General features: G+C 64.5%; 20 protein-coding genes. 7 read left to right on the forward strand and 13 right to left on the reverse strand.

Annotated features, from left to right (window positions below; genetic code table 11):
• The 3 genes from AT959_RS18355 to AT959_RS21295 all read right to left on the reverse strand — a co-directional run.
• On the reverse strand, positions 1–1,873 hold a 1,873-nt coding region (locus tag AT959_RS18355), incomplete at its 3' end, for an ATP-binding protein (RefSeq protein ID WP_157651356.1).
• The gene (locus tag AT959_RS18360) at positions 1,870–2,412 is read right to left on the reverse strand and encodes a YfiR family protein (RefSeq protein WP_066886520.1); all 543 of its coding nucleotides are present in this window, start codon (positions 2,410–2,412) and stop codon (positions 1,870–1,872) included. The genes AT959_RS18355 and AT959_RS18360, both read right to left, overlap by 4 nt.
• Before the next feature lie 89 nt (positions 2,413–2,501).
• Positions 2,502–2,846 carry a hypothetical protein gene (locus AT959_RS21295; protein WP_157651357.1) on the reverse strand — a complete coding sequence of 115 codons (345 nt, stop codon included), beginning with the start codon at positions 2,844–2,846 and terminating at the stop codon, positions 2,502–2,504.
• Here AT959_RS21295 and AT959_RS18365 point away from each other — a divergent pair.
• Together AT959_RS18365 and AT959_RS18370 are read left to right on the forward strand one after the other, a co-directional pair.
• On the forward strand, positions 2,808–4,076 hold the full coding sequence (locus AT959_RS18365) for a class I adenylate-forming enzyme family protein (protein ID WP_066886523.1): 1,269 nt from the start codon (positions 2,808–2,810) through the stop codon (positions 4,074–4,076). The two genes, AT959_RS21295 and AT959_RS18365, sit on opposite strands and share 39 nt — an antisense overlap.
• Complete coding sequence (locus tag AT959_RS18370) at positions 4,073–5,419, forward strand: isochorismate synthase (protein ID WP_066886525.1); 1,347 nt, start codon at positions 4,073–4,075, stop codon at positions 5,417–5,419. The genes AT959_RS18365 and AT959_RS18370 overlap by 4 nt, the downstream gene beginning before the upstream one ends.
• Before the next feature lie 132 nt (positions 5,420–5,551).
• Here the strand turns inward: AT959_RS18370 and acuI are convergent, their stop codons facing one another.
• Complete coding sequence (gene acuI / locus AT959_RS18375) at positions 5,552–6,535, reverse strand: acrylyl-CoA reductase (NADPH) (RefSeq protein WP_066886528.1); 984 nt, start codon at positions 6,533–6,535, stop codon at positions 5,552–5,554.
• Between the two features lie 192 nt (positions 6,536–6,727).
• On the opposite strand from acuI, the gene ppk1 reads away from it, so the two are divergent.
• Positions 6,728–8,809, forward strand: a complete 2,082-nt coding sequence (gene ppk1 / locus AT959_RS18380; protein ID WP_066886532.1) for a polyphosphate kinase 1 — start codon at positions 6,728–6,730, stop codon at positions 8,807–8,809.
• 84 nt (positions 8,810–8,893) lie between these two features.
• Here the strand turns inward: ppk1 and AT959_RS18385 are convergent, their stop codons facing one another.
• Entirely contained in the window at positions 8,894–11,950 is a 3,057-nt protein-coding gene (locus tag AT959_RS18385) for a response regulator (RefSeq protein ID WP_066886534.1), read from the reverse strand.
• Positions 11,951–12,155: 205 nt separating this feature from the next.
• Here AT959_RS18385 and AT959_RS18390 point away from each other — a divergent pair, with 205 nt between their 5' ends.
• The gene (locus AT959_RS18390) at positions 12,156–12,671 is read left to right on the forward strand and encodes a DUF2242 domain-containing protein (RefSeq protein ID WP_066886535.1); all 516 of its coding nucleotides are present in this window, start codon (positions 12,156–12,158) and stop codon (positions 12,669–12,671) included.
• Positions 12,672–12,685: 14 nt separating this feature from the next.
• Here the strand turns inward: AT959_RS18390 and AT959_RS18395 are convergent, their stop codons facing one another.
• Positions 12,686–12,868 (reverse strand): LiaI-LiaF-like domain-containing protein, encoded by a 183-nt coding sequence (locus AT959_RS18395; RefSeq protein WP_066886537.1) that lies wholly within the window; start codon positions 12,866–12,868, stop codon positions 12,686–12,688.
• 53 nt (positions 12,869–12,921) lie between these two features.
• Complete coding sequence (locus AT959_RS18400; RefSeq protein WP_066886540.1) at positions 12,922–15,144, reverse strand: RelA/SpoT family protein; 2,223 nt, start codon at positions 15,142–15,144, stop codon at positions 12,922–12,924.
• A gap of 90 nt (positions 15,145–15,234) precedes the next feature.
• Between AT959_RS18400 and AT959_RS18405 the strand changes: the two genes are divergently transcribed.
• Both AT959_RS18405 and AT959_RS18410 read left to right on the forward strand, forming a co-directional pair.
• Positions 15,235–16,119 carry a DMT family transporter gene (locus AT959_RS18405; protein WP_066886543.1) on the forward strand — a complete coding sequence of 295 codons (885 nt, stop codon included), beginning with the start codon at positions 15,235–15,237 and terminating at the stop codon, positions 16,117–16,119.
• Positions 16,119–16,901: a M90 family metallopeptidase gene (locus AT959_RS18410; protein ID WP_066886546.1), complete on the forward strand. Its 783-nt coding sequence runs from the start codon at positions 16,119–16,121 to the stop codon at positions 16,899–16,901. The genes AT959_RS18405 and AT959_RS18410 overlap by 1 nt, the downstream gene beginning before the upstream one ends.
• Here the strand turns inward: AT959_RS18410 and AT959_RS18415 are convergent.
• From AT959_RS18415 to AT959_RS18425, 3 genes are read right to left on the reverse strand one after another with little or no spacing between them, the layout of a single operon-like run.
• Positions 16,835–17,608, reverse strand: a complete 774-nt coding sequence (locus AT959_RS18415) for an alpha/beta fold hydrolase (RefSeq protein WP_066886549.1) — start codon at positions 17,606–17,608, stop codon at positions 16,835–16,837. The two genes, AT959_RS18410 and AT959_RS18415, sit on opposite strands and share 67 nt — an antisense overlap.
• Positions 17,605–18,459 (reverse strand): alpha/beta fold hydrolase, encoded by an 855-nt coding sequence (locus AT959_RS18420; RefSeq protein WP_066886552.1) that lies wholly within the window; start codon positions 18,457–18,459, stop codon positions 17,605–17,607. The genes AT959_RS18415 and AT959_RS18420 overlap by 4 nt, the downstream gene beginning before the upstream one ends.
• 25 nt (positions 18,460–18,484) lie before the next feature.
• The gene (locus tag AT959_RS18425; protein WP_066886555.1) at positions 18,485–20,803 is read right to left on the reverse strand and encodes a DNA internalization-related competence protein ComEC/Rec2; all 2,319 of its coding nucleotides are present in this window, start codon (positions 20,801–20,803) and stop codon (positions 18,485–18,487) included.
• Between the two features lie 23 nt (positions 20,804–20,826).
• Here AT959_RS18425 and AT959_RS18430 point away from each other — a divergent pair, with 23 nt between their 5' ends.
• Positions 20,827–21,360, forward strand: coding sequence for a DUF2062 domain-containing protein (locus AT959_RS18430; protein WP_066886557.1), 534 nt, complete (start codon positions 20,827–20,829; stop codon positions 21,358–21,360).
• Here AT959_RS18430 and AT959_RS18435 read toward each other — a convergent pair.
• The 3 genes from AT959_RS18435 to AT959_RS18445 all read right to left on the reverse strand — a co-directional run bounded on the left by AT959_RS18435 (position 21,350) and on the right by AT959_RS18445 (position 25,385).
• Complete coding sequence (locus AT959_RS18435) at positions 21,350–23,365, reverse strand: methyl-accepting chemotaxis protein (RefSeq protein WP_066886560.1); 2,016 nt, start codon at positions 23,363–23,365, stop codon at positions 21,350–21,352. The two genes, AT959_RS18430 and AT959_RS18435, sit on opposite strands and share 11 nt — an antisense overlap.
• 102 nt (positions 23,366–23,467) lie before the next feature.
• Entirely contained in the window at positions 23,468–24,145 is a 678-nt protein-coding gene (gene lolD, locus AT959_RS18440; protein ID WP_066886563.1) for a lipoprotein-releasing ABC transporter ATP-binding protein LolD, read from the reverse strand.
• Positions 24,138–25,385, reverse strand: coding sequence for a lipoprotein-releasing ABC transporter permease subunit (locus tag AT959_RS18445; RefSeq protein WP_066886566.1), 1,248 nt, complete (start codon positions 25,383–25,385; stop codon positions 24,138–24,140). Before AT959_RS18445 ends, lolD begins: the two co-directional genes overlap by 8 nt.
• Positions 25,386–25,459: the final 74 nt, after the last annotated feature.

The raw sequence follows: 25,459 nt of genomic DNA on the forward strand, positions 1-25,459 counted from the left end.
CCCAGAGAACGGCCAACTCCCGCCACAGCATCAGGTCGCTGAACGGCTCGCGCAATTCGCCCCTGGCCCAGGCCGGGCGCCGGGCCGGCTGGCTGCCCTCGCCGGCAAAATCGCGGACGAACAGGATCGGCGGCTCGAAGTCGCCCGAGGCATCGGTCAGGGCGGTCACGAAGGGATCGCCCTGGGCCACCAGCAAAGCATCCGGCATGCATTGGGCGATCGCCTGGATGACCTCGTCACGGCCCGACACCCGTTCGGCCTCCAGGCCGACCCAACGCAGCATGGCCAGCCAGCTGTCGCAGCGCGGCCCGGCTGGGGCGGCGATCAGCACGTAACAGTTGCGCAGCATCGGCAACCAGCTCGGCAGCTTGCGCGACGACTGGGCGATGTCGACCGGCAGATCAATGATGAAGGTGGAGCCTTCGCCGACCGTGCTCTGCGCGCTGACCCGTCCGCCCATCAGGCCGACCAGGTCGCGGACAATGGCCAGGCCGAGGCCGGTGCCGCCGAAACGGCGGCTCATGCTGTTATCGGCCTGCCTGAAGGGCGAGAATATTTCCTCGAGCGCCTTCGGCTGAATGCCGATGCCGCTGTCGCGGATGGCAAATTGCAGCGCCGGCAGCGACTTGTCGGCCAAGCGGCAGCTGATGGCAATGCTGCCGCTTTCGGTAAATTTGATGGCGTTGCTGACCAGATTGGACAGCACCTGGCGCAGCCGGTGCACATCGCCGAAGATGTAGCCGGGCACGTCGCCGCCCACCTCGAACCACAGGCTCAGCCCTTTTTTGCGGGCGGCCTGGGCAAAGACGGCGACGACCTGTTCGACAACCTCGCGCACATTGAACGGCAGGCATTCCATTTGCAGGGCACCGGCCTCGATCCGCGAAAAATCGAGAATGTCGTTGAGCAGGTGCAGCAAGGTGTCGGCCGAGGTGTTCAGGGTCGCCAACTGGCTGCGCTGCCGGGCAGTCAGCTGGCCGGCCGCCAGCAGGTCGGCGACGCCGATGATGCCATTCATCGGGGTCCGGATTTCGTGGCTCATGTTGGCCAGGAACTGGCTCTTGGCGCGATTCGCTCCCTCGGCTGCCTCCTTGGCCAGGCGCAGCTCCTGCGTTCGTGCCTCGACCATTTCTTCGAGATGCAAGCGATGCTTTTCCAGCTCTCGGTCGCGCTCGGCCACCTCGCCCAGCATCAGGTTGAAGGCATCGGCCAGTTGACCGATTTCGTCATCGGCCAGGCGCGTCGCGCGCTGCGAAAAGTCCTTCGATTCGGCCACCTTGCGGGCGGTTGCGGTCAACGCCGCCAGAGCGGCCAAAATGCCCTGCTGCAATTTGCCGGCAATCAGCAAGGCGACGGCAAAGGCAATCAGGGCGGCGAACAGGAACAGCGCCGAATCCCGGAGAACCTCGCGCCAGACGCTGTCGAGACTGGCCGTCAAGGCCACCGAACCGATCACGGCATCGTGCAACTGGATGGGAACGCTGACCGTGACGTGGGAAAAGTCGGCCACCCTGAACAGATTCCGGTGCAGGCGCTCCCCCTCGCGGACCTGGAGCGGCAGGACCGCGCCCGGCCGGTCGTGGCTGAAGCTGAAGCCGCTCTCGCCGCCGAGCAGGCGCGCGGCGACAATGTCGGGGTGGCTGGCCAGGGTGCTGAACAGCCGCTCGGCCCCGGGGGTGTCCTGAAACTCGACCACCGCCGAGGCGTTGAAGGCAATCACCTCGGCCATCGACTGCAATTCGGTCAGCTTGCCTTCGCGCCGGTGCTCAACCTGGCGCCAGGCAAACAGCACAAACACCAGCAGCAGGCTGACGCCGACCGAAATGGCCAGGATCTGCGCCAGCTTGCGGCGGATCGGCTGGTTCTGTTTCATCGTGATCCTCCGCTCACCTGGCGGGCCAGTCGCAACATCGGCGAACTGGCCTTGAGCCCGGCGCGATTGACGGCATCGGTGTTGATATCGAATTGCAGGCGCCCCTCACCACGGATCAGCGCGATCGCCCCGCCATCCCGAAGAAAACCTTCGTCATCGCTGACGGTCAGGATAGGCAACTTGTCGGCCCAGTGCAGCACTGCGGCGAAACGTGCCTCTTCGTTTTCCGGGACGAACAGTTCCTGGCAGTCGGCCAATTGCTCGGCGTTGCTCACCCGGCGCACGCGCAGTTCGCGACCGGCGACCTGCCGCCCTTCGTAGCTGGCCAGATAGGGGCCGAGGCTGTCGCGGCCGAACAGGCAAATGGTCAGCGTCGGATGGCTGCCCGGCCACTCGACATACTTCAGGAAATTGACCAGATAGGCCGCCTTCAACTGCGCCTCCGACGTCGCCTGGCCAAAGCTCGGTACCCCGGCCAGCGCCAGCAGGGCGAAGGCGACCGGGAAACGCAGCAGGAGGAGCAGTTGCCGGCAAAGCATGGGGCGCGGTCAGAATCTCCCGCGCACGACCAGGCTCGGGCTGCCCTTGCCCAGTGCATCGCCGCTCGCCGGCATCGTGATTATTCTTTTCATGCGTCTACCTGATCGATGCCCTGCAGCCAGGCCGGTGGAAAAAGAAGGTCGCTAAAATCGCTGTCAAAATTACCACAAATGAATGTTTTTACCACTTTAAGCATTACGACAAATGGCAGAACACACCACGCGGCACTCGCCACGATCAGCGCGAAAAGCATTGTGACAGAGGCTTTTCGTTGATCATAGCGAGGCGGACGAAATGACAATGTTAAATCTGCTGCTGGTTTGCCCCCCAGCCCGGAAATTTCTTGATCTACCTCACCTGAAGCGCCCTGGGCGCAACCTATAATCAGCCGCTTATGAAGACTGCCGCCACGCTCGCCGACCACCTTCGCCATGCGGCCAGCCAGACGCCGGAAGCCACGGCGCTGATCGCTGGCGACCAGCACTGGTCTTTCGCCGCCTGGCTGGCCAACTGCACAGCCCTCGCCGCCGACCAGCAGCATACCGGCCAGCCGCTCCGTGCCACCGGCAGCAGCCGCCAACTGGCCAGACTGGCCTGTGCCGCCAGCCTGCAAAATCGTCCTTTCTGGCCGGTCGACCGCAGCCCTCGCGACAACCCGCCGACTACGGCCCTGCCCGCCGCCACCGCGCTGATCATTTCGACCAGCGGCAGCGAAGGCCGGCCGCGCGCCGTCCTGTTGAGCGCCGCCAATCTTGATGCCGCCGCCGCCGCCTCCAACCAGCGCCTGCCGCTCGGCCCCGGCGATCTCTGGCTGAACTGCCTGCCGCTCTACCATATCGGCGGCCAGTCCATCCTCTGGCGCTGCACCCGGGCCGCGGCCGGCGTCCTGCTCCACGAAGGCTTTGCCGCCGAGCAGGTCGCCGCCGATCTGGCGCGCTACCCGGTCAGCCACCTGTCGCTGGTTCCGTCCATGCTCGCCTTGTTGCTCGACAGCGGCGCCCGCCCCCCCGCCACCTTGCGCCACGTCCTGATCGGCGGTGCCGCGCTGTCACAAACCCTGTACGCGCGGGCGACGGCTGCCGGCTGGCCGCTGACGCCGAGCTACGGCATGAGCGAGACGGCGGCGCAGATCGCCAGCTGGCAACCGGCCGACGGGCCGTGGCAGCAGGGTCAGGTCGGGCGGGCGCTTGCGGGCAGCGAAATCGGCATCACCAGCGACGGCCGTATCCGCCTGCGCGGACCACAGGTCATGCTCGGCTACCTCAACGGTGGCGGCCCCGATGCCGACGGCTGGCTGACTACCGGCGACCTCGGCCATCTCGATGACGAAGGCCGGCTGACTGTCATCGGCCGCGCCGACGACATGCTGATCAGCGGTGGTCGCAATGTCCATCCGCTCGATGTCGAAGCCTGCCTGGCCGCCTTTCCCGGGGTCAGCGATGTTGCCGTCACCGGTCTCCCCGACCCGCTGTGGGGCGACCGGATCGTCGCGCTGGTGGTCGGTGCGGTCTCGGCCGAGGCCTTGCTGGCACATGCCCGCCTGCACTTGCCATCAGCCGCGCTGCCGCGAAAAATGGTCTTTCTCGACCGTCTACCGCGCAACCCGTCCGGCAAGCTGGAACGGACCACACTGCGCCGGATCGCCGCCGAGGCTGCGGCATGATCGACCGCCTGCGCCAACAACTCGCCGCCGCCGACCTGCCCGACCGGCTCCGGCAACTGGCCGCCGGCGCCCCGGCCGCCGCCCCGGTCAGCCTGACATTGGACCTCGGCAAGCTGGATAGCGACTGGCTGCACCAGTTGCCGGCCAAAGCTCCTTTCTGGTATCGCGCCCGGCCGCAGCGCGGCGAATTCCGGCTCGGCATCGGCCATGCCCTGCAGGTCAGCAGCAGCGGCGGCAACCGGTTCGCCGCCCTCGACAACGCTTTCAGCGGCCTGTGCAGCGACTGGCGCCATACCGCCGGAGAGCCACCACCGCTCGCTTTCGCCGGCTTCGCCTTCGATGCGGCGAACCAAAATCCGCTGCCCAACGCGCTGCTCGCCGTGCCGGCCATCCTGCTCGAAAACCTTGGCGGCCGATGCCGCGCCGTGCTCACCGTGCCGGCCGGGCGCATTGCCCAGGCGGCCGATGAATGGCGGCAACTGCTCGCCCAGCCGGCCCGGCCCAGCCACACCCTGCTGCTGCCGGCCGCCCCGCAGGCGCTGACCGAGCGGGCGTGGACCGCCCGTGTCAACGCGGCGCTGCGCGACATTGCCGGCGGCAAGCTCGACAAGCTGGTGCTCAGCCGCAGTCGCCGGGTCGAAGCGGCCGGCCCCTTCTCGCCGGCGCTGATCCTCGGCCAACTGGCCGAACAGCAGCCGGACAGCCTGCTCTACGCCCATGGCCAGGGCGAACTGTGTTTTCTCGGGGCGACGCCGGAGCGCCTGGTCCGGCTCGATAACGGTTTGGCCGAAGCCGATGCGCTGGCCGGCACCGCCTGGTCCGGCTCGCTATCGCTGGCCGAACAGAAAAACCAGCACGAACAGTCGCTGGTCGTGCAAGCCGTGGTCGATGCCCTCGCCCCACTCTGCGCCGCGCCGCCGCAGGCCAGCCCGGCCACCGAACATCCGGCCGGCCACCTGACCCACCTGCGCAGCCGGATCTGCGGCCGGGTCGCAAGCGGCACGACGCTGTTCGATCTGGTCCGCGCCCTGCACCCGACGCCGGCCGTCGGCGGCTACCCGAGCGGGCTTGCCCAGGATTGGCTGGCGGCCCACGGCGAGCAGCGCAATGGCTGGTACAGCGGCGGTTTCGGAATTTTCACGGCAGCCGGCGACGGCGAACTTTCGGTCGCCCTGCGCTGCGCCCTGCTCAATGGCCGACAGGCCGAACTGCAGGCCGGCGCCGGCATCGTCGCCGGCTCCGACCCGCAGCAGGAACTAGCCGAAACCGAAGCCAAGCTCGGCACCCTGCTCACCGCCCTCGGCCCGGCCGGCGAACTCGACCGGAACGGCACCCGCGACTGAAAACTCCGCAGTCATTCCCGCGAAGGCGGGAATCCAGTCCAGTCGCGCTCTGGATCCCCGCCTACGATCAAAGGAAGTCCCCGTGGGACGCGGGGATGACGGCTCTCCCTTCAGCGAAAGGGCGTCGGCTCTCTAACGATTGACGTCGACGACGACCCGACCGCGCACCTTGCCTTCGAGCAGCTCGGCGCCGACGGTCAACGCCTCGGCCAAGCCGATTTCGCGGGTGATCGCATCGAGTTTGGCAATTTCCAGATCACGACCGAGACGTTCCCAGGCTTCGAGGCGGACGGCCAGCGGCGCCATCACGCTATCGATGCCGTAGAGCGTCACGCCGCGCAGGATGAAGGGGGCGACGCTGGCCGGGAAATCCATGCCCTGGGCCAGGCCGCAGGCGGCGACGGCACCCCGGTACTTGGTGGTGGCGCAGGCATTGGCCAGGGTGTGGCTGCCGACCGCATCGACGACGCCGGCCCAGCGTTCCTTGCCGATCGGCTTGCCGGGGGCGGAGAGTTCGTTGCGGTCGATGATGGCGCTGGCACCGAGCGCCTTCAGGTGTGCTTCTTCGGCAGCGCGGCCGGTCGAGGCGACGACCGTGTAGCCGAGCTTGGCGAGCAGCGCGATGGCGACGCTGCCGACACCGCCGTTGGCGCCGGTGACCAGGATTTCACCGTCGGCCGGCTTGATGCCGTGCTTTTCCAGGGCCAGCACGCAGAGCATCGCGGTATAACCGGCGGTGCCGATCGCCATCGCCTGCCGGGCGCTGAAGGCCTTCGGCTGCGGCACCAGCCAGTCGCCGCGAACGCGGGCGACCTGGGCCAAACCGCCCCAATGCGTTTCGCCGACACCCCAACCGTTGAGGATGACCTTGTCGCCGACCTGCCAGCCGGCATGGCTGCTCGCCGTCACGATACCGGCGAAGTCGATACCGGGCACCATCGGGAAGCGGCGGACGACCGGCGACTTGCCGGTGATGGCCAGGCCGTCCTTGTAATTGAGCGTAGACCAGTCGACGCGAACGGTGACATCGCCTTCCGGCAATTGCGCTTCGTCGATCTGTTGCAGGCTGGCGCGGTAGCCGGCCTCGTCCTTGTTGATCAGGATTCCGTTAAACATGGTTTTTCCTTTGGCGAAATTGAACTGCAGACTATAAGGCAGCGGCTTGAAAAATGGCCTTTTTCGACCGTCGACCGCCGGCCTTTGTTCAGCGCCATCCCGGAATGCCTCGCTGTCATTTAACTGAAACATTTATGCAACAAAATGATGGGCTTGGGGAATATACTTGAGACAACACATGGACTGCGCGCGATGAACCACACTTACCTGACCCCACGCTTCCCGACCGAAAACTACCTGAACCGCGAACTCGGCCTGCTCGCCTTCAACCGCCGCGTGCTGGCCCAGGCACAGGACGAACGGGTGCCGCTGCTGGAGCGCCTGCGCTTCCTGTGCATCGTTTCGAGCAACATGGACGAATTTTTCGAGATCCGGATGGCCGGGCTGAAGGAGCAGGTCAAGGCCAATACCCGGATCACCACCACCGACGGCAAGACGGCCCAGGAAGCCTTCCGGCTGGTTTCGGCCGAAGCCCACGCCATCGTCACCGAGCAATACCTGCACCTCAACGACGTCATTTTGCCGGCGCTGTCCGAGCAGGGCATCCGCTTCCTGCGCCGGTCGACGTGGAACGAGGGGCAGCGCGAGTGGATCCGCAATTACTTCATCCGCGAAATGGTGCCGGTGCTGACGCCGATCGGGCTCGACCCGTCGCACCCCTTCCCGAAAGTGCTCAACAAGAGCCTGAATTTCGCCGTCGAACTGGAAGGCAAGGATGCCTTCGGGCGCAGTTCCAACGCCGCCATCGTCCAGGCGCCGCGCGTCCTGCCGCGCGTCATCCAGTTGCCGGAAGAACTGGCCGGCTGCGCCCACGGCTTCGTCTTCCTGTCCTCGATCCTGCATGAATTCGTCGGCGAACTGTTCACCGGCATGACCGTGCTCGGCTGCTACCAGTTCCGCGCGACGCGCAATTCCGACCTCTTCGTCGATGAAGAAGAAGTCACCAACCTGCGCACCAAGCTGCAGGGCGAGCTGCCGCACCGCCATTTCGGCGATGCCGTGCGTCTCGAAGTGGCCGACAACTGCTCACCGGCGATGACCGAATTCCTGCTCGCCCAGTTCGGCCTCAAGGCAGCCGATCTCTATCGCGTGCACGGCCCGGTCAACCTGGTTCGCCTGATGCAAGTGCCGGACTGGGTGGACCGCCCGGACATGAAATTTCCTCCATTCACGCCCGGCCTGCCCAAGGCGGTCGGCAAGGGCGCCAACATCTTCGAGAGCATCCGCCGCGCCGACATCCTGCTCCATCACCCCTACCAGTCGTTCGCACCGGTCATCGAACTGCTCAACCAGGCGGCCAGCGATCCCAATGTCGTCGCCATCAAGATGACGGTCTATCGTACCGGGACCGACTCGGTGCTGATGCAGTCGCTGATCCGCGCCGCGCAGAACGGCAAGGAAGTCACCGTCGTCGTCGAACTGATGGCGCGCTTCGACGAAGAAGCCAACATCAGCTGGGCGACCAAGCTGGAAGAGGTCGGCGCCCATGTCGTATACGGCGTCGTCGGCTACAAGACACACGCCAAGGCGCTGCTCATCGTCCGCCGCGAGGAAGGCGGCCTCAAGCGCTACGCCCACCTCGGCACCGGCAACTATCACCCGCGCACCGCCCGCCTCTATTCCGACTTTGGCCTGATGACGGCGAACGACGAAGTGACCCGCGACGTCAGCGAAGTTTTCAAGCAACTGACCGGGCTGGGTCAGGCACGGACCCTGAAGCACCTCTGGCAGGCCCCGTTCACGCTGCAGCCCAATGTCGTTGCCGGCATCCAGGCCGAGGCAGCGGCAGCCCGCGCCGGCGGCAAGGGGCGCATCGTCGCCAAGATGAACTCGCTGGTCGAACCGGAGGTCATCAACGCGCTCTACGAAGCCTCGCAGGCCGGCGTCGATATCGAACTCCTCGTGCGCGGCGTCTGCATGCTGCGCCCGGGCGTCCCCGGCCTGTCCGAAAAAATTCGCGTCCGCTCGATTATCGGCCGCTTCCTCGAACACCACCGGATCTTCTACTTCTACGCCGGCGGCAAGGAAAACGTCTATCTGTCCAGCGCCGACTGGATGGAGCGCAATTTCTTCAAGCGCATCGAACTGGCCTTCCCGATCCTCGACCCGAAACTGAAGAAACGGGTCATCACCGAAGGCCTCAAGTTCTACCTGGCCGATAACCAGCAAGGCTGGGACATGAACAGCCAGGGCGTCTACCAGCGCCGTCGCTCAAGCCGCGCCAAGCCGCACAATGCGCAGGGCGAACTGATGCTGACGCTGGGCGGCGGCTAAACCGGCCAGGCCTGCGGTCGACGGCTGAAAAAGGCAAAAATGCGGCGGCAACGCCGCATTTTCTTTGGCTGGCAGCGTAGCCGCTCAGCCGCCCCGGGCCAGCCACTTGAGCAAGGTGGCGAACAAGGCGGCCGGATCGACCGGCTTGCCGATGTGGTCATTCATGCCCGCCGCCAGGCAACGCTGGCGATCCTCGTCGAAGGCATTGGCGGTCAGCGCCAGGATTGGAATCTGCCCCCGCCCGGGCAAGGCCCTAATCGCCCGCGTCGCATCGATGCCGTTCATTTTCGGCATCTGCATGTCCATCAGTATCAGGTCGTAATCGTGCTCGGCAACCAGGGCCACCGCCTGCTCGCCATCCTCCGCCAGATCGACCTGCAGGCCGACCGCCTGCAGCAATTCCCGCGACACTTCCTGATTGATCGGCTCGTCCTCGACCAGCAGAATGCGTCGGCCGGCATAGGCGGCCTGCAATTGCGCATCGGCACCATGGGTCGGGGCCTGCGCCACCACCACCGGCAGTGGCTGGCTGCGCACCAGGCGGGCGGTAAACCAGAAACGGCTGCCCACCCCGGGCTGGCTGTCGACGCCGATGCTGCCGCCCATCATCGCGGCCATCCGCTTACTGATCGCCAGGCCAAGACCAGTGCCGCCATAACGCCGGGTCAGCGAACCATCGGCCTGTTCGAAGGCGGCAAACAGGCGCTGCTGGTCGTCGCGAGCAATACCGATGCCGGTGTCCTGAACCTCGAAATGCACCAACACGTCATTCGCCGATTGTTCGGCCAGCGTGATGCGGATCGTGATGCCGCCCTGCTCGGTGAATTTAAGCGCATTACCGGTCAGGTTGAGCAGGATCTGGCCGATCCGTAGCGGGTCGCCCTGCAGTGCCAGGCCGGCCAGTTCCGGTGCTATCTCGGTGCGCAAGGCCAGGCCTTTGTCGTGGGCCTTCTGATTGATCATGCTGCCCAGATTTTCCAGCACACTGCCCAGCTTGAAGGGAATGATTTCCAGCTGGAGCCGCCCGGCCTCGATCTTTGAAATATCGAGGATGTCGTTGATCACCGCCAGCAAATGTTGCGACGCCAGCGCCACTTTGCTCAACTGGGCTTCCTGCTTGGGGTCGGTCGCCCGCCGCAGGGCCAGTTCGGTCATCCCCATGATGGCGTTCATCGGCGTCCGCAGTTCATGGCTCATGTTGGCCAGGAAAGTGCTCTTTGCCCGGTTCGCCGCCTCGGCCGCCTCCTTGGCGATCATCAGCGCCGCCGTGCGCTCTTCGACCATTTTTTCCAGATGATGGCGATGCTGTTCGAGCTCCGCCTCGTTCTGCTTGCGCTCGCTGATGTCGCGCGTGATGCCGAGGATCTGCCGCGGCTGACCGGCAGCATCGAGCAGGATGGTGGTCACCACCTCGGTCGAAATGATGTGCCCATCCTTGCACGGCTGATCGATTTCGGTCAGCGCGAAGCGGCTGCCCTGGTCGCCACCGACCAGACCGGCCAGGCTGGCCGCCAGGGCGTCCTGCACCCGCTGGGCCGACTCCGGGGTCATCGCCGCGGCCAGCGGCTGGGCCATGATTTCCTCGGCGGTCCAGCCGCGCAGACGATAAACGGACGGGCTGATGTAGGTGAATTGCAGGCTGGGCAGGTCCATCAGCCAGATGACGTCGTTGCTGTTTTCGGTAATCAGCCGGTAAAGCTCCTGGCTGCGGTGCAGCGCCGCTTCCGTCCGGGCCCGCTCGACGGCAATGCGGGCCAGGCTGGCATAGTCCTCGATCAGTGAAATCTCGGTGGCCGAGGGCTGGCTCGGATGCCGGTGATAAATGGCGAAGGTGCCGAGCACCCGCCCGTCGCGGTCCTTGAAGGGCTGCGACCAGCAGGCGCCCACGTCGGCCAGGCGGGCCAGTTCGCGATAATCCTGCCAATACGGGTGGACCTGGATATCCTCGACGATGACCCGTTCGCCAAGATAGGCCGCCGTCCCGCAGGAGCCAACCGCCTCACCGATCACCGCACCGTCGATCGCCCGGTTATAGGCCTCGGGCAGGCTGGGCGCCGCACCGTGGCGCAGGTGTCGGCCATCCTCGTCGAGCAGCAGGATGGAACAGAGCATGCCCGGGTGCAGTTCCTCGACATGCCGGGTCAGATGCTCCAGCACCTCGCTCAGCGGCAGGCCCTGGCTGATTTCCTGGAGAATCCGGTTATGCAGCAGCACCTCATGGCCACGCTGGGCCAGTTCGCCTTCGGCCACCCGGCGGGCGGCGTCGGCATCGCTCAGCCGTTGCCGCGTTTCAGCCAGCCAGCCGATCACGCTGTCCTTGCTGCCCGCCGGCCGGCTGGTCGCCGAGAAATCGCCCTGCCCGAGGCGAACGATCTGCGCGTGCACTTCATCGACCGATCCGCCAAGCATCTGGCGCGATGCGGCGTAGCTGCGCCAAAGCACAAAAAGAGCGCCGCCGCCGAGCAGGATGAAGATGATCCGCAACATGCTGGCCCGCGATTCCGCCGCCCGGACGGCGGCTTCGGTGCGCCGGTTGACCAGCCGGTTGAACTCGTAGAGCGGCAGCATGATGCCGGCCTTGGCCTGATGGTAAGGCGCATCATGTAGCATTTGGCGGGCCTGCTCGCGGCTCGACTCGGCATCGGTCGCCGTTGATTCGGCCATCGCCATGGCGGTGAATTCAGTACTCGTCAGGCGGTCGGAATTTCGCTTCGACTCGGCCAGTTTGAGAAATTCGGCCTCGGCAAAACCGGCCTGGCGCATCAGTTCGAGCAGCGGAACGTACTGCCCGCTGGCCGGGCGCGGCGGCGCCTGGCCAGGGAAAACCAGATCCCAGTAGATGTCCTCGTATTGCGCCGGCCGCGCTTGCCGACCGTCACGGATATCGAGGATGCTCTGGTAATGCTTCTTGTAGGCCGGATCGCCGGTCAGCACGTAGGTCCGCGCCATCCGCGTCAGGTCGTCGGACGACTGGCGCAATTCATGCGCCAGTCGTAGCGAAAGATGGCGCTGCTCGTTGGCGCGGTCGATGTCCTTTTCGGCCCGGATATAAATGGCGAAGACGACCACCAGCAGCAGCAACAGGCAGGCGGTCAGCGCCAGTCTTTTGGATGAGGATGGAATCTGGTTGTCGAAGGTCACAATGACTCATTTGGCGCATGGCGCGCCGGGCATTGGGAAAGGAACATTGACGCACGGTCCGGCTCAGTGTCGATTATCTGCCTGCTTTGCATTCGCTTCCAGTATCGCCAAAAATAGAACCTCGTGATTCAGCTACATTTAACGGCAGTGACACAGCCATGCGGTAAGATATTTCGCCTCGGCAATTACAGACAGCAGCAGCCGCATGTTTCGACCGCAGTACAACCCGCTTCTTTCCGGCCTGGCCCTGAGCATCGCACTGGGCGCCTGCAGTTCCTCGCCGGCCCCGGCCTACCGGGCCGAATCCTTCGAAGCGGACACCCCTTTCCAGTTCCACAGCGAATTGCCGCCCCTGCTGCTCTGCGAGAACGGCAAGCGCGCCCTGCTCAGCCAGGGCTATGAAGTGGATGCCTCGTCGCCGCTCAATATTCGCGGCTCGAAATTTTTCCAGCCGCAGGCCGAGTTGCAGGTCCAGCTCCGCATCACGCTGGTCTGCGTGCCGACCGGCAAGGACTCGACGGTATATGCCAACGCCCTGCAGACGCGCTACGAACTGAAATCGAGCGGCAGCAGTACCGGCCTCAGTGTCACCGGCATCGGCTCGATCTCGGTCCCCTGGCCGACCGACAAAGGCTCGCTGGTCAAGGTCGGCGAGGAAACGATCAGCGACGCCGGCTTCTACCACCGCCTGTTCGTGCTGATCGAAACGCTGCAGCACTGAGCCAAACAGGAGGCTCAGTCGCGTTTCGGGGCGGCGCCGTCCGGCGTCAGGAAAAGAGCCAGGCCCAGCCCGATCAGGGCCAGCGGCCACCATTTGCGCAACAGCGCGACGAGGTCGAATTCCAGCCATTCAAGGTTGACGGCCAGCGCCAGGGCGCCGATGACGACCAGGGCGACGGAGACAAAATTACCTTTCACGGTTTTTCCTCATTTTGGGCAGTCGACCGCCGGAACTATCCCGGTCACAAAAATCAGGCGCGGCGGACGCCGACCACGCCCTCGACATCATGGATCAGCGTCATGGTCCGCGTCACCTGCTGCAGGTTGGTAATCTCGACCGTGAAGCTCATGTGCGCCTTGCCTTGCTTGGACTGCGTATTGACGCCGACGACATTGAGTTTTTCGCGGGTGAAGATTTCCGAAATATCGCGCAGCAAGCCCTGGCGGTCATGCGCATCGACCACGATGTCGGTTGCGAAGACGCCGGTCGTCTGCACGCCCCAGTCGGTTTCGATGACCCGCTCCGGGTGCAGCGCCGCCAGGTTGGCGAAATTCGGGCAATCCATGCGATGGATCGAGATGCCCTTGCCGCGCGTGATGAAGCCCTGAATCTCGTCCGGCGGTGCCGGCTTGCAGCAACGCGCCAACTGGGTCAGCAGCTTGTCGACACCGACGATCAGGATGCCCTGATTGCCTTCGACCGGCTTGCTCGGCTTGGTCTGCACGGCATCCGGTAGCTGGGTTTCGGCCAGCAGGTCGCCGCCGCGTGCCACCGCCTGAAACTGGCGCTGGTTCATTTCGCCGCGGGCGGCGGCAATGTAAAGGTCGTCAGCCCGCGAGAAACCGAGCTTGTGGGCCAGTTCGTCGATATTGGCGCTGGTCTGCCCAGCCCGCTGCAATTCCTTACCGACGATGCCGCGCCCTTCGGACAGGGTTTCTTCCAGCGCCAGGTTGGAGAACCAGCCGCGCACCTTGACCCGGGCGCTCTTGGTATGGATGTAGCCGAGCGCCGGATTCAGCCAGTCGCGCGACGGGCCACCGAGCTTGGCGGTGACGATCTCGACCTGCTGCCCGGTTTCCAGCGGCGTATTGAGCGGCACCAGATGACCATTGACCTTGGCGCCGCGACAGCGATGGCCGAGATCGGTATGGACGCGATAGGCGAAATCGACCGGCGTCGAACCCTGCGGCAGATCGACCACCTTGCCCTGCGGCGTGATGACGTAGAGTGTCTCGTCGAGCGCCGCCTGCTTGTAATGGTTGATCCAGTCCGAACTGTCGGCGACTTCGTCCTTCCAGGTCAGCAGCTGGCGCAGCCAGGCGATCTTCTCGTCGTAGTCGTCCTCGTGCGAGCGCTTGCTGCCCTCCTTGTAGCGCCAGTGGGCGGCAACGCCGAGTTCGGCATGGCGGTGCATTTCCCAGGTGCGGATCTGGATTTCCAGGCTGCGCCCGTCCGGGCAGCGCACCGCCGTATGCAGCGAGCGGTAATAGTTGCCCTTGGGATTCGAGATGTAGTCGTCGAACTCTTTGGAAATCGGCGACCACAGGTTGTGCACGATGCCGAGCGCGGTGTAGCAGTCCTTCAGGTCGTCGACGATGATGCGCAGGGCACGGATGTCGTACACCTCGGAGAACTCGACGCCCTTCTTCCGCATCTTGTTCCAGATGCTGTAGATGTGCTTCGGCCGACCATAGATTTCGGCCTTTTTGACGCCCGCCGCTTCCAGTTCCTCGCGCACATTCTTCACTGCGTCGGTGATGAACTGCTCGCGCTCGCTGCGCTTCTCGTCGAGCATCTTGGCGATTTTTTTGTAGACGTCCGGGTGCAGGAAGCGGAAGGACAGATCCTCCAGTTCCCACTTCAGTTCCCAGACGCCCAGCCGGTTGGCCAGCGGCGAATAGAGTTCCAGCGTCTCGCGGGCGACCTGAACGCGCAACTCGTCCGGCTGTGCAGCGTAGAAGCGCAGGGTCTGCGTCCGGCTGGCCAGGCGCAGCAGCACGACACGGATGTCCTCGACCATGGCGAGCAGCATCTTGCGCAGCACTTCGATCTGCGCCTTCATTTCGGCCGGGTTGGCCTCGCCGGCTTCGACATTGGCGGCCAGGAAACCCTTGGTGATCGGGCGCAGCTTGTTGAGGCGCGAAATGCCGTTGACCAGATGCGCCGCCGGCTTGCCGAAGCGTTCCTCGATGCGGGCGATGCCGTGTTCGTCATGCGACGGAATGGCAAAGAGCACGGCGGCGACGCGCGATTCGGCATCGAGCTTGAGACCGGCGATGATCACCGCCATGCCCAGCGCGTGCGACCAGATGCGCTCGCCGCTGCCCAGGGTCTTGTCCCCGTAACATTCCCAGGCGTACTCGACGGCCCGCTTCAGGTTGTCCGCCTCGGCAGGCGTCAAACCCTCGGCAAGGGTGACGAGAAACTGATCGAAGTCGCTCTGGGCGGCGACGGAGTGGACGACGGATACCATGGGGGTAATTATAAGGCTGTTCGCCGGGCTGCGCTTTCCGGGTAAACCGCAACAAGCGCCGCTCACCGCTTCAGGCATAATCCGCCGACCATGCCGAAACTGCTGACCAATCCCTACCTGCTGCTGACCCTGACCGCCCTCTTCTGGTCGGGCAACATGGTGCTCGGCCGGGGCATCCGGGCCGACGTGCCGCCGCTGACCCTGGCCTTCTGGCGCTGGGCCATTGCCTTGCTGCTGGTCCTGCCGCTCGCCCTGCCCCACCTGAAAAGCCAGTGGCCGCTGCTGAAAAAAGGCTGGCGACCGATCCTGATCCTCGGCCTGATCGGCGTCGGCGGCTACAACACTTTCGCCTATCTGGCGCTGCAACACACCTCGGCGACCAATGCGGTACTGCTCAATTCCTTCATTCCGATCGTCACCATCGCCATCTCCTGGGCCTTTCTCGGCAAGCATCTGAGCCGCCCGCAGGCGATCGGCGTCGTCATTTCGCTGCTCGGCGCGCTGACCATCGTCGCCCGCGGCGACCTCGACGTGCTCGCCCACCTCAACCTCAACCGGGGCGACGCCTGGATGCTGCTCGCCGTGCTGGTCTGGGCGATCTACACCGTCGGTCTCGCCTGGCGCCCGGCCGGCGTGCACCCGATGCTGATGCTGGCGGCGATGACCGGCGTCGGCCTCGCCGCGCTGGCCCCGGCCTATGCCTGGGAAATAGCCCAGGGCAGGCAGATCAACGTGCACCTCGGTTCGCTCGCCTCGCTGGCCTACGTCGGCATTTTTCCCAGCTTCCTCGGCTACATCTTCTACAACCGCGGCGTCGCCGAAGTCGGCGCCAACAAGGCCAGCCTGTTCATCCACCTGATGCCGGTATTCGGCACCCTGCTCTCGGCCATCTTTCTCGGTGAAATTCCGTTCTGGTACCACTACCTCGGTATCGGCCTGATCTTCTCCGGCATCTGGCTGACCATGAAGAAGTGATGGGCCTGTTCGACTGGTTCAAGAGCAAGCGTCAGCCGCAAATCGACCCGGCGCTGTGGGCGAAAACGCTGGCCGGACTGCCTTTTCTGGCCAGTCTGGCGGTCGACGAGCAAAAAAGACTAAAAACGCTGGCCGAAGGCTTTCTCGCCGAAAAGGAATTCAGCACCGCCGGCGGTCTGCCGCTGAGCGATGAGATCTGCGTCGCGATCGCCGCCCAGGCCTGCCTGCCCATCCTGAATCTCGGCCTCGCCGCCTACCGCGACTGGGTCGGCATCATCGTCTATCCCGACGAATTCGTTGTCGCCCGCCGCATCGAAGATGAAAACGGCGTCATTCACGAATTCGACGACGTGCTTTCCGGCGAAGCCTGGGAAGGCGGCCCGCTGATCGTTTCCTGGCGCGACGTGCAGCAGGCCGGCGACGGCTACAACGTGGTCATCCACGAGTTCGCCCACAAGCTCGACATGCTCAATGGCGAGGCCGACGGCATGCCGGCCCTGCACTCCGGCCTCGACGAAGAAGAATGGCAGGCCACTTTCCTCGCCGCCTACGACGACTTCTGCCGGCGCGTCGACGACGGCGAGGAAACCATCATCGACCCTTACGGCAGCGACGATCCGGCCGAGTTTTTCGCCGTGCTGTCGGAGAGCTTTTTCGAGATCCCCGAGGTCATTGCAGGGGAATACCCGGCCGTTTACGAACTGCTCAAACGCTATTACCGGCAGGACCCGCTGACCCGGTCGACGAACGCGGCCAACGCCGCCAACACCGCCGCCTCCTGATCCTTGTGCGGCGAGTGGCCGCACTGCGCCAGCTTGCGCAGTTCCGTCCCCGGCACCTGCTCGGCGATCGTCTCAATCTGGCGCATCGTCGCGTACTCGTCGTCCTCGCCCTGCAGCGCCAGTACCGGGCAACGGATCTTTGGCAAATACTCCTCGATGTTCCAGTCGCGGAAGGCCGGCGACAGCCAGGTATCGTTCCAGTCGCTGAACACCCGCTGGACATCGGCGTGATAGCGGCCCAGCTTGTGCGGCATGTCGGTCGTCGCCCAGACGTCGCGGGCGGCGCGGATACCGGCCAGGGTTTCTGCCTCGACGAATTCGTGCGGCGCCAGCACGGCAATGCTGCGCGGCACTTCGGGAAAGGCGCCGGCGAAGATCAGCGCGATGCTACCGCCGTCGCTGTGGCCGATCAGGATCGGCCGTTCGATATGCAAGGCGTCGAGCAACGCCGGCAGCGCCTCTTCTGCTTCACGATGCATGTAGCGCGGCGTGCGCGCCTCCGGCCACGGTTGCGAGCCGCCGTAACCGGCCCGTGACCAGACGATCAGCCGACAACCGGAGGCCGCTGCCAGTTTTTCCGGGAAATGCCGCCACATGCTGACGCAGCCGAGGCCTTCGTGCAGTAGCAACAGGGTCGGCCGCCCTTCGCCGGCTGCCGGGTAATCGCGGTATTCAAGCCGCAAACCATTTACGGTGATGTGTTTCATGCGCTCAACAGAAAATCGCGAGCAATCGAAATCTGCTCGTCAGTCATGAACATCGGCGCGTGGCCGACCCCTTGAATTTCGGCCAATTTGGCCCGTGGACCGCGGGAACCCATCGCCTCCCAGGTCGGCCGGCTCAACAGATCGGATTCGGCGCCGCGCAGGACCAGCGTCGGGCACTTGATCTGCTCGTAGAGCGGCCACAGATCGACATCCTGATCGGCGAAAGCCGCCTTGAACGGCGCCGCGATCAGCGGGTCGTAGCGAAAGCCCCAGCGCCCGTCGCTGCGCTGGGCAATGCTGTGCTCGGTCAGATGGCGCCACTGCGTTTCATCGAGATTGCCGAACGGCGCGCTGATCAGCTTGATGTAGGCCAGCGCCTCGTCGAAACTGGCCCAGGTTGGATCGGCGCCGACATAGGTGGCGATGCGCTGCAGGGCATCGACGGTAATCAGCGGCCCGACGTCGTTGAGCAGCAACTTTTGAATCGGCGTGCTCTCCAGGCTGGCCAGCGCCATGCCGATCAGTCCGCCCATCGAGGTGCCGACCCAATGCACGCTATCGACGCCGAGTCGGGCGATCAGTGTCACCATGTCGCCGACGTATTGCGGAATGCCGTAGCCCGCCGGGTTGCGCAGCCGACTGCTCTGGCCGCGACCGACGACGTCCGGGCAGATCACCCGGTAATGGCTGGCCATCGCCCGGGCCAGTGCGTCAAAGTCGCGGGCATTGCGGGTCAGGCCATGCACGCAGAGCAGCACGCGCGGATTGTCGCGGGCGCCCCACTCGGTATAGGCCATCCGGTGCAGGCCGGACGGGCTGGCGCATTGCACGGTATTTTGCGTAAATTCCATGTTCATCTCCTCCGCCGCCAATGTATCACCGGCCATGCCAGTAGCGGCGATGCACGTCGCGCCAGGCGGCCAGTTCGGCCCCGCCCGGCTTCAGCACGACCTGCACGGCGCCGTCGCGGTCGGTGCGCCACACCGAACTGCCGGCGGCAGAGTAACGGGCCAGCACCTCGGCTTTCGGATGCCCGAAGCGGCTGCGATAACCGACCGGAATCACCACATCGCGCGCGTCGACCGCAGCGATGAAGGCGGCGGTGGATGAGGTTTTCGAACCATGATGCGGTACCAGCAGGACATCGGCCGCCAGCTTGTCCGGCGCGCGGGCGAGCAATGCTGCCTCGTCAGGAGCCTCGATATCGGAGGTCAGCAGAACGCTGCGGCCGCCGGTCTCGACGCGCAGCACGCAGGAGACATGGTTGCTCTTGCCATCGGCCGCGTAGTTTTCGGCAACCGGATGCAACACTTCGAAGGCGACGCCATCCCACACCCAGCGCTGCCCGGCCAGGCAGCGCACGCCGCCATTTTCCGGCAGCGACGAGCGGACTTCATCAACGGCCAGCGCCGCCAGCACCGATGCCGTGCCGCCCGAGTGGTCGCTGTCGCGATGGGTCACCATCAGCATATCGACCCGATTGATGCCCAGCGTGCGCAGGTAAGGCACAACCACCCGCTGCCCGGCATCCGACTCGGCGCTGTATAACGGCCCCGGGTCGTAGATCAGCGTGTGTTCGCGGGTCCGCACCACGCTGGCCAGGCCCTGGCCGACATCGAGCACGTCGATCCACGCTTCGCCGGCCGGCGGCCTCGCCTGCGACCAGAACATGGCCGGCAGCAGCAACACGAAGCCGAGTGAACGCCCCGGCATGCCGCGCGGCAACAGGCAGATGGCGACCCCGCCGGCCGCCGCCAGCGCCGCCCACAAGGGCGGGGCTGGGGCCTGCCAGACCGGCCAGGCGGCGCACCAAAAAAGAAAGACCATCAACCAGTCGAGCACCGTATGGGCCAGCCAGAGAATCGGCCACCACGGAATCAGCGCGGCAAGCAGGGCCAGCGGCGTCAGGATGAAGCTGATCACAGGAATCGCCACGGCGTTGGCCAGCGGCGACACCAGCGACAGTTGCTGGAAGAGCAGCAGCAGGATCGGCAGCGAAGCCAGCGTCGCCGCCCATTGCACGACACCCCAGGCCCGCAGCCGCTGGCGCCAGCCCCGGCCGGCCCCGACCTCGGCCGAGCCGACATAAAGCAAGGCACCGACGGCGCCGAAGGAGAGCCAGAAACCAGCCGCCAGAACACTCCATGGATCGACGACAAGGACGACCAGCAGGGCCAGCGCCAGCGTCCGACTGGGCGCCACAATGCGCCCGGAAAGCATGGCCAGCGCGGCGACCAGCAGCATGTACAGGGTGCGCTGGGCGGGCACCGCGAAGCCGGCCAGCGCAGCATAGAACAGCGCCGCCAGGCAGGCCGCCAGCACACCCGCCTTTTGCGCGGGCAGCCGCAAGGCCAGCCAGGGCACCCGGCGCCAGCCGACATTGACCAGCCAGCCGAATAGCGCTGCCACCATCGTCACGTGCAACCCGGAAATGCTTAAAGCATGAGTGACACCGGTTCGATTGAAGGTCGGCCACAGGTCGCCCTGGATCGCCTTTTGGTCGCCGACGGCCAGCGCCACCAGGATGCCTGTCCACGGATAGGCTTCGGCCGGCAGCATCTCGCTAAAGGAGGCGCGGACCGCGTAACGCAAGCGTTCGATGAGATAGCCCGGCTGCCAGGTCATCGCACTCAGGAGCTCCGGCAGATTTGGCCGGACATAGCCGGTCGCCCGGATATTGCGTTCGAGCAACCAGGCTTCGTAATCGAAAGCGCCGGGGTTGGCGTTGCCGTGCGGCCGCTTCAGGCGCACCGTGAACCGCCAGCGCTCGCCGGGCCGCACTGGCAGGCGCGCCCAGCCTTCTTGATCGCGGCTGCCTTGATAGTAGGAAAGCATGATGCGCGACGGGACCTCGATGCCTGCGGTCAACGTCTTTTCCAGATCAAATTCAAAACGCGTGCCGTGACTGAAGTCCTGCGGCAGGCCGGCGACAACGCCGACGATCTCGACATCCCGGCCCTCCCAGGCCACCGCCAACTGATCGGCCAGCCGGATCTCGGCCCGCCAGCTTGCCCAGGCGACACCGAGCGCGCAGCAGGCAAGGATCGCCAGCCAGCGTGTCAGCGCATGTAATTTGAACAGGCGGGGTAGCAGCAGCACGCCACCGGCTAGCGCCCAGAGCCACCAGACGGGCAAACTCGCCTGCATCTGCAGGCCGAGCACTCCGCTGGCAAAGGCGAGAATATCCAGGCGCATCCTGCAATAATAGAGGCGAGACCATGCGCAAGCACCTGAAAAAATTCCTGCCCAGTCACGACAGCATCCACCGCAATCGCTGGTTGCGGCCGTTCGCCTCGTCGCTGCTGCATCCGCGCCTGTGGCACCTGAACCGCCATTCGGCGGCTGGCGCGGTAGCGGCCGGGCTGGCCTGCGGTCTGATTCCCGGGCCCTTGCAGATGATCGGCGCCGCCGCCTGCGCCCTGCTCTTTCGCGTCAATCTGCCGCTGGCGCTGCTGGTGACGCTGTATACCAACCCGTTCACCATCGTGCCGCTCTACCTGCTGGCCTATCAACTCGGCCGGCTGGCGCTGGGCGATGGCAACGGCTTCATCGCCCCGCCGGCCTTCAGCGCCACCCAGTTCGTCGCCTGGACCGAAGCCATGCAGAACTGGATGCTGCTGGTTGCCAAGCCGCTCGGCATCGGCCTGGTCATTCTCGCCGCCGGCCTGGCGGTGGCCGGTTACTTCGCCGTCAAGGCGGCCTGGCGGATTTACCTGCTGGCCGCCTGGCGGCGGCGCAAACTCAGGTCCTGAAGCGGGCGACTTCGCTGCTCAGGGTTTCGGCCAACTGGCGCAATTCACCGGCCGTCTCCGCGTTGCCGTAGGCCGCCGCGTTGTTCTCTTCGGCCATCTGGGCAATCCGCTCGACGTTCTGGGCGATTTCGGTACTCGCCGTCGCCTGCTCGCGCAAGGCGACCGAGATTTCGGAAACGGCATTCAGCACATTGCGCGACTGGCTCTGCACCTGGCCGATCGCCGTCCCGGCCAACTGGGCCTGTTCGACGCCGTTGGCCACCCGTTCGACGCCGCGCTTCATGCTGCTGACTGCGGTGGCGGTGCCGGATTGGATCGAAGTGATCATGCCGGAAATTTCCTGCGTTGACTTGGCGGTGCGTTCGGCCAGTTTGCGCACCTCGTCGGCGACCACGGCGAAACCGCGCCCGGATTCGCCGGCCCGCGCCGCTTCGATGGCGGCGTTCAGCGCCAGCAGATTGGTCTGATCGGCAATGTCCTTGATAGTCCCGACAATCGCCGAAATCTGGTCGGACTGCTGGCCCAGCGCCTCGACGGCGGCAGCCGATTCGTTGACGGTATCGGCAATGCCGCGGATTTCGCTGACCACGCTCTGCACGATATTGCCGCCTTGCGCCGCCACCTCGTCCGATTCACGCGAATAATCCTGCGCATCCTGCGCGTTCTTGGCGATGTGATCGACGCCGACCGTCATTTCCTCGACCGAGGCCGCCATGCTGGACGCCGAATCGCTCTGCAAACCGGTACTGGCGGAAATCTGCTGGCTCGACGAAGCCAGTTGTTCGGCCGCCTGACGCAAACGCTGAACATCGGTCTGAATCCGGCCCAGCAGCTTGCGGAAAGCGTGCGCCATATCGTTGAAGTCATTGCCGGCGGCATGCAGTTCATCGGCTCCTTCGCTGATGAACTCGACGGTCAGATCCCCCTCGGCCAGACGACGGGCGCCTTTCGAGAAGATCTCGACGCTGCCGATCACCGAGTAATAGGTGCCAATCCCCAGATAGCCGACGATCGACATGACGATGAAGGCGAGGCCGACCTGAAAGCTGAGAATCCGCTGCGCGCTGGCCTTGCGCTCCTCCAGCTGTTTTTCGAACTGCGGGATCAGGGTCTCGAACATCATCTTGTAGCCAAGATCGATGATCTGGGTGGTCATTGCGAAGTATTCCTGGGGGGGGGTGGCGAATTTATCGCCGAGGATGTCATCCTGGACCAATGCGAATACTTTCTCGACGCCGGCCGAAAACTCGCGGGTCGGCCCGCTCAGCGCGTCCTTCAACGCCGGCGCATAACGAATCACCTTGTCGATATTCTTGTTCTGTGAGCCCAGGGTGCCCGTCATCTGGGCGATCAGGGCAGTAATGTCGCGTCGGTTCTGCAGGGTCAATTCCTTGCTGGCCAGCACACCGGTGCCGCGGGCCCGGGTAATGCCGAGCGGCTCAAGCATGGCCGGCATCTTGGTGACCACGGTGTCCATGAAGTAATAGGTATCCATTACCGGATCGAGCGTCAATTGGCTCTCGTCGGCAACATCGACCATGAAGACCAGCACCTTGGCGATCATCGCCGAATGGTGCTTGATGTTGTCCGCCGGCGCCCAGCTCAGACCCTGGCTACGGATCGTTTCCCAGTCCTGGCGAATGGCCTTCCAGGCGCTGGACTCACGCAGGCTGGGCGAAAGTACCGCATCGGCCGCCGCGATCATGTCGGTCACCTCTTTTTCCTTGTCGGCCCGCTTCGGCTTCATCGCCTCGTTGCCATTCAGCACGCCAGAAGACAGGCCACGGTGTTGCTGCATGTACTGCGCCATGCGATTGACCGGCTTCAGCATCTGCAGCCCGGCCAGTTCCTGCTGCGCCGTCTCGATGTCGCGGTTCAGGTTGGTATACACGGTAAAGAGCAGAACCAGCATCACCAGCCCGACGGCAGTGCCCAGCAACAGGAACTTGCTGGTGTAACGCAGGCGGTTCATCAGGGTGACCGCCGGGGCAAATAGTGCTTGCATTTCTTCTCTCCTCATCAAGCCATTTTTCTCGGCTGATCTATCTGGCAATTCGTTTCAACTCAAGCAAACGCCGACAACAAGCATTTGCAATCTACTCTTTACTTATTCAGAAAGCATCCCGTCGTTCAGGCGCAGGACCCGGTCAGCCTTGGCGGCGAGGCGCTCGTCATGGGTGACGATGACCAGACTGGCCTGCTGCAGGCGGACCCGCTCGATCAGCAGGTCGAACACGACATATGCGCTCTGACTATCCAGATTGCCGGTTGGTTCGTCGGCCAGCAGACACGAGGGTTCGCTGACCAGCGCCCGGGCAATCGCCGCCCGCTGCCGCTCGCCGCCGGACAGTTCGCCCGGCCGATGCGCCAGGCGATGGCCGAGGCCGACCGCGCCAAGCATTTCCGCCGCCTGGGCCAGCGCCTGCTGCCGTTCGACGCGGCGAATCAGCAGCGGCATGGCGACATTTTCCAGCGCCGAGAACTCGGGAAGTAAATGGTGGAACTGATAGACGAAACCGAGATGCCGGTTGCGCCAATCGCCGCGGTCAACCTCGCCCAAAGACGAAAAATCCCGACCCATCAGTTTGACGCTACCGGACGATGGCGTATCCAGTCCGCCCATCAAGTGCAGCAGCGTGCTTTTGCCCGAACCGGAAGCACCGACCACGGCCACCGTCTCACCAGCCTGAATGGCCAGGCTGACATCGGACAACACCGCCACGTCCAGGCCATCGCCGCGAAAAACCTTGCCCAGGCCGCTCGCCTGCAGAATCGGCTCACTCATAGCGCAGCGCCTCCGCCGGATTGACGCGCGAAGCGCGCCAACTGGGATAGAGCGTAGCCAGCAGGGCGAGCACGAAGGCGATCAACGTGACCCCCCAGACATCGCTCCACTGCAGGTCGGACGGCAGGTCGGAAATGTAATAAACCTCTTTGGACAGGAAATGGACACCCAACATTCTTTCAATAAATGGCACGACGACATCGATATTCAGCGCCAGCGCAACACCGCCGACAATGCCGAGGCCGAGGCCGATGAAGCCGACCAGTGCGCCCTGCACGACGAAAATCGCCATGATCGACAACGGTCGCGCGCCCAGCGTGCGCAGGATGGCGATATCGGCCTGCTTGTCGGTCACCGCCATGACCAGCGTCGAAACGAGATTGAATGCTGCCACCGCGACAATCAGCGACAGAATGATAAACATCATATTTTTCTCAATTTGCACCGCCCGGAAAAAATTGGCGTGGCTTTTCGTCCAATCGTTCAGGTAGGCATCGGCATTGACGTAGCGCGCCAGTTCGCGGGCGATGCGCGGCGCCTGGAACAGGTCGTCGACCTTGAGGCGGACGCCGGTCACCCGGTCTTCCATCTGGTACAGCTTCTGTGCGTCCTGCAGATTGATCAGCGCCAGGCCGCTGTCGTACTCGTACATGCCGACCTCGAAAATACCGACAACGCGGAACGATTTCAGGCGCGGCACGACGCCGGCCGGCGTCACCGTGCCCTGCGGCGCGATCAGCGTCACCTTGTCGCCGGTGAAAACGCGCAGCGAGCGAGCCAGGTCGGCGCCGAGCACGACACCGAATTCGCCCGGCCGCAAATCGTCGAGGCTGCCGCTCTTGATGGTCTGCCGGAAATCGGCGACGCGGTCTTCCTGCTCGGGCAGGATGCCGCGCACCAGCGAACCCTTGACCCCGCCATCGACGGTGAACATCGCCTGCGACTGGACAAAAGGCGCCGCCGCCCGCACTTCCGGATGCAACATCGCTTGCTCGGCGAGCGATGGCCAGTCGGCCAACTCGCCGTTGATACCAGTGATCTGGATATGGGAAGCAACGCCGAGGATGCGCGTCCGCAACTCCTTTTGAAAACCGTTCATCACCGAGAGGACGACGATCAGCGCCGCGACGCCAAGCCCGATGCCGAGCATGGAAATCAATGAAATGAAGGAGATAAAGTGATTTCGGCGTTTGGCGCGGGTGTAGCGCAAACCGATCAGCAGTTCGTAAGGCAGGGCCATGCGGCTCGGGGATTCGTGAAAAGTCGCTATGGTACACTCAAGCGCTTCCCCGACGCCCGCTGGCCTGGATTCCT

The sequence above is a fragment of the Dechloromonas denitrificans genome, from assembly GCF_001551835.1.
Classification (GTDB): domain Bacteria; phylum Pseudomonadota; class Gammaproteobacteria; order Burkholderiales; family Rhodocyclaceae; genus Azonexus; species Azonexus denitrificans.

Bases quoted from the DNA above. Each gene is read 5' to 3' on its own strand.
- AT959_RS18360 (WP_066886520.1), bottom strand. From the start codon at position 2,412: ATGCTTTGCCGGCAACTGCTCCTCCTGCTGCGTTTCCCGGTCGCCTTC.
- AT959_RS18365 (WP_066886523.1), top strand. From the start codon at position 2,808: ATGAAGACTGCCGCCACGCTCGCCGACCACCTTCGCCATGCGGCCAGC.
- AT959_RS21295 (WP_157651357.1), bottom strand. From the start codon at position 2,846: ATGGCGAAGGTGGTCGGCGAGCGTGGCGGCAGTCTTCATAAGCGGCTG.
- AT959_RS18370 (WP_066886525.1), top strand. From the start codon at position 4,073: ATGATCGACCGCCTGCGCCAACAACTCGCCGCCGCCGACCTGCCCGAC.
- acuI (WP_066886528.1), bottom strand. From the start codon at position 6,535: ATGTTTAACGGAATCCTGATCAACAAGGACGAGGCCGGCTACCGCGCC.
- ppk1 (WP_066886532.1), top strand. From the start codon at position 6,728: ATGAACCACACTTACCTGACCCCACGCTTCCCGACCGAAAACTACCTG.
- AT959_RS18390 (WP_066886535.1), top strand. From the start codon at position 12,156: ATGTTTCGACCGCAGTACAACCCGCTTCTTTCCGGCCTGGCCCTGAGC.
- AT959_RS18400 (WP_066886540.1), bottom strand. From the start codon at position 15,144: ATGGTATCCGTCGTCCACTCCGTCGCCGCCCAGAGCGACTTCGATCAG.
- AT959_RS18405 (WP_066886543.1), top strand. From the start codon at position 15,235: ATGCCGAAACTGCTGACCAATCCCTACCTGCTGCTGACCCTGACCGCC.
- AT959_RS18410 (WP_066886546.1), top strand. From the start codon at position 16,119: ATGGGCCTGTTCGACTGGTTCAAGAGCAAGCGTCAGCCGCAAATCGAC.
- AT959_RS18415 (WP_066886549.1), bottom strand. From the start codon at position 17,608: ATGAAACACATCACCGTAAATGGTTTGCGGCTTGAATACCGCGATTAC.
- AT959_RS18420 (WP_066886552.1), bottom strand. From the start codon at position 18,459: ATGGAATTTACGCAAAATACCGTGCAATGCGCCAGCCCGTCCGGCCTG.
- AT959_RS18425 (WP_066886555.1), bottom strand. From the start codon at position 20,803: ATGCGCCTGGATATTCTCGCCTTTGCCAGCGGAGTGCTCGGCCTGCAG.
- AT959_RS18430 (WP_066886557.1), top strand. From the start codon at position 20,827: ATGCGCAAGCACCTGAAAAAATTCCTGCCCAGTCACGACAGCATCCAC.
- AT959_RS18435 (WP_066886560.1), bottom strand. From the start codon at position 23,365: ATGCAAGCACTATTTGCCCCGGCGGTCACCCTGATGAACCGCCTGCGT.
- lolD (WP_066886563.1), bottom strand. From the start codon at position 24,145: ATGAGTGAGCCGATTCTGCAGGCGAGCGGCCTGGGCAAGGTTTTTCGC.
- AT959_RS18445 (WP_066886566.1), bottom strand. From the start codon at position 25,385: ATGGCCCTGCCTTACGAACTGCTGATCGGTTTGCGCTACACCCGCGCC.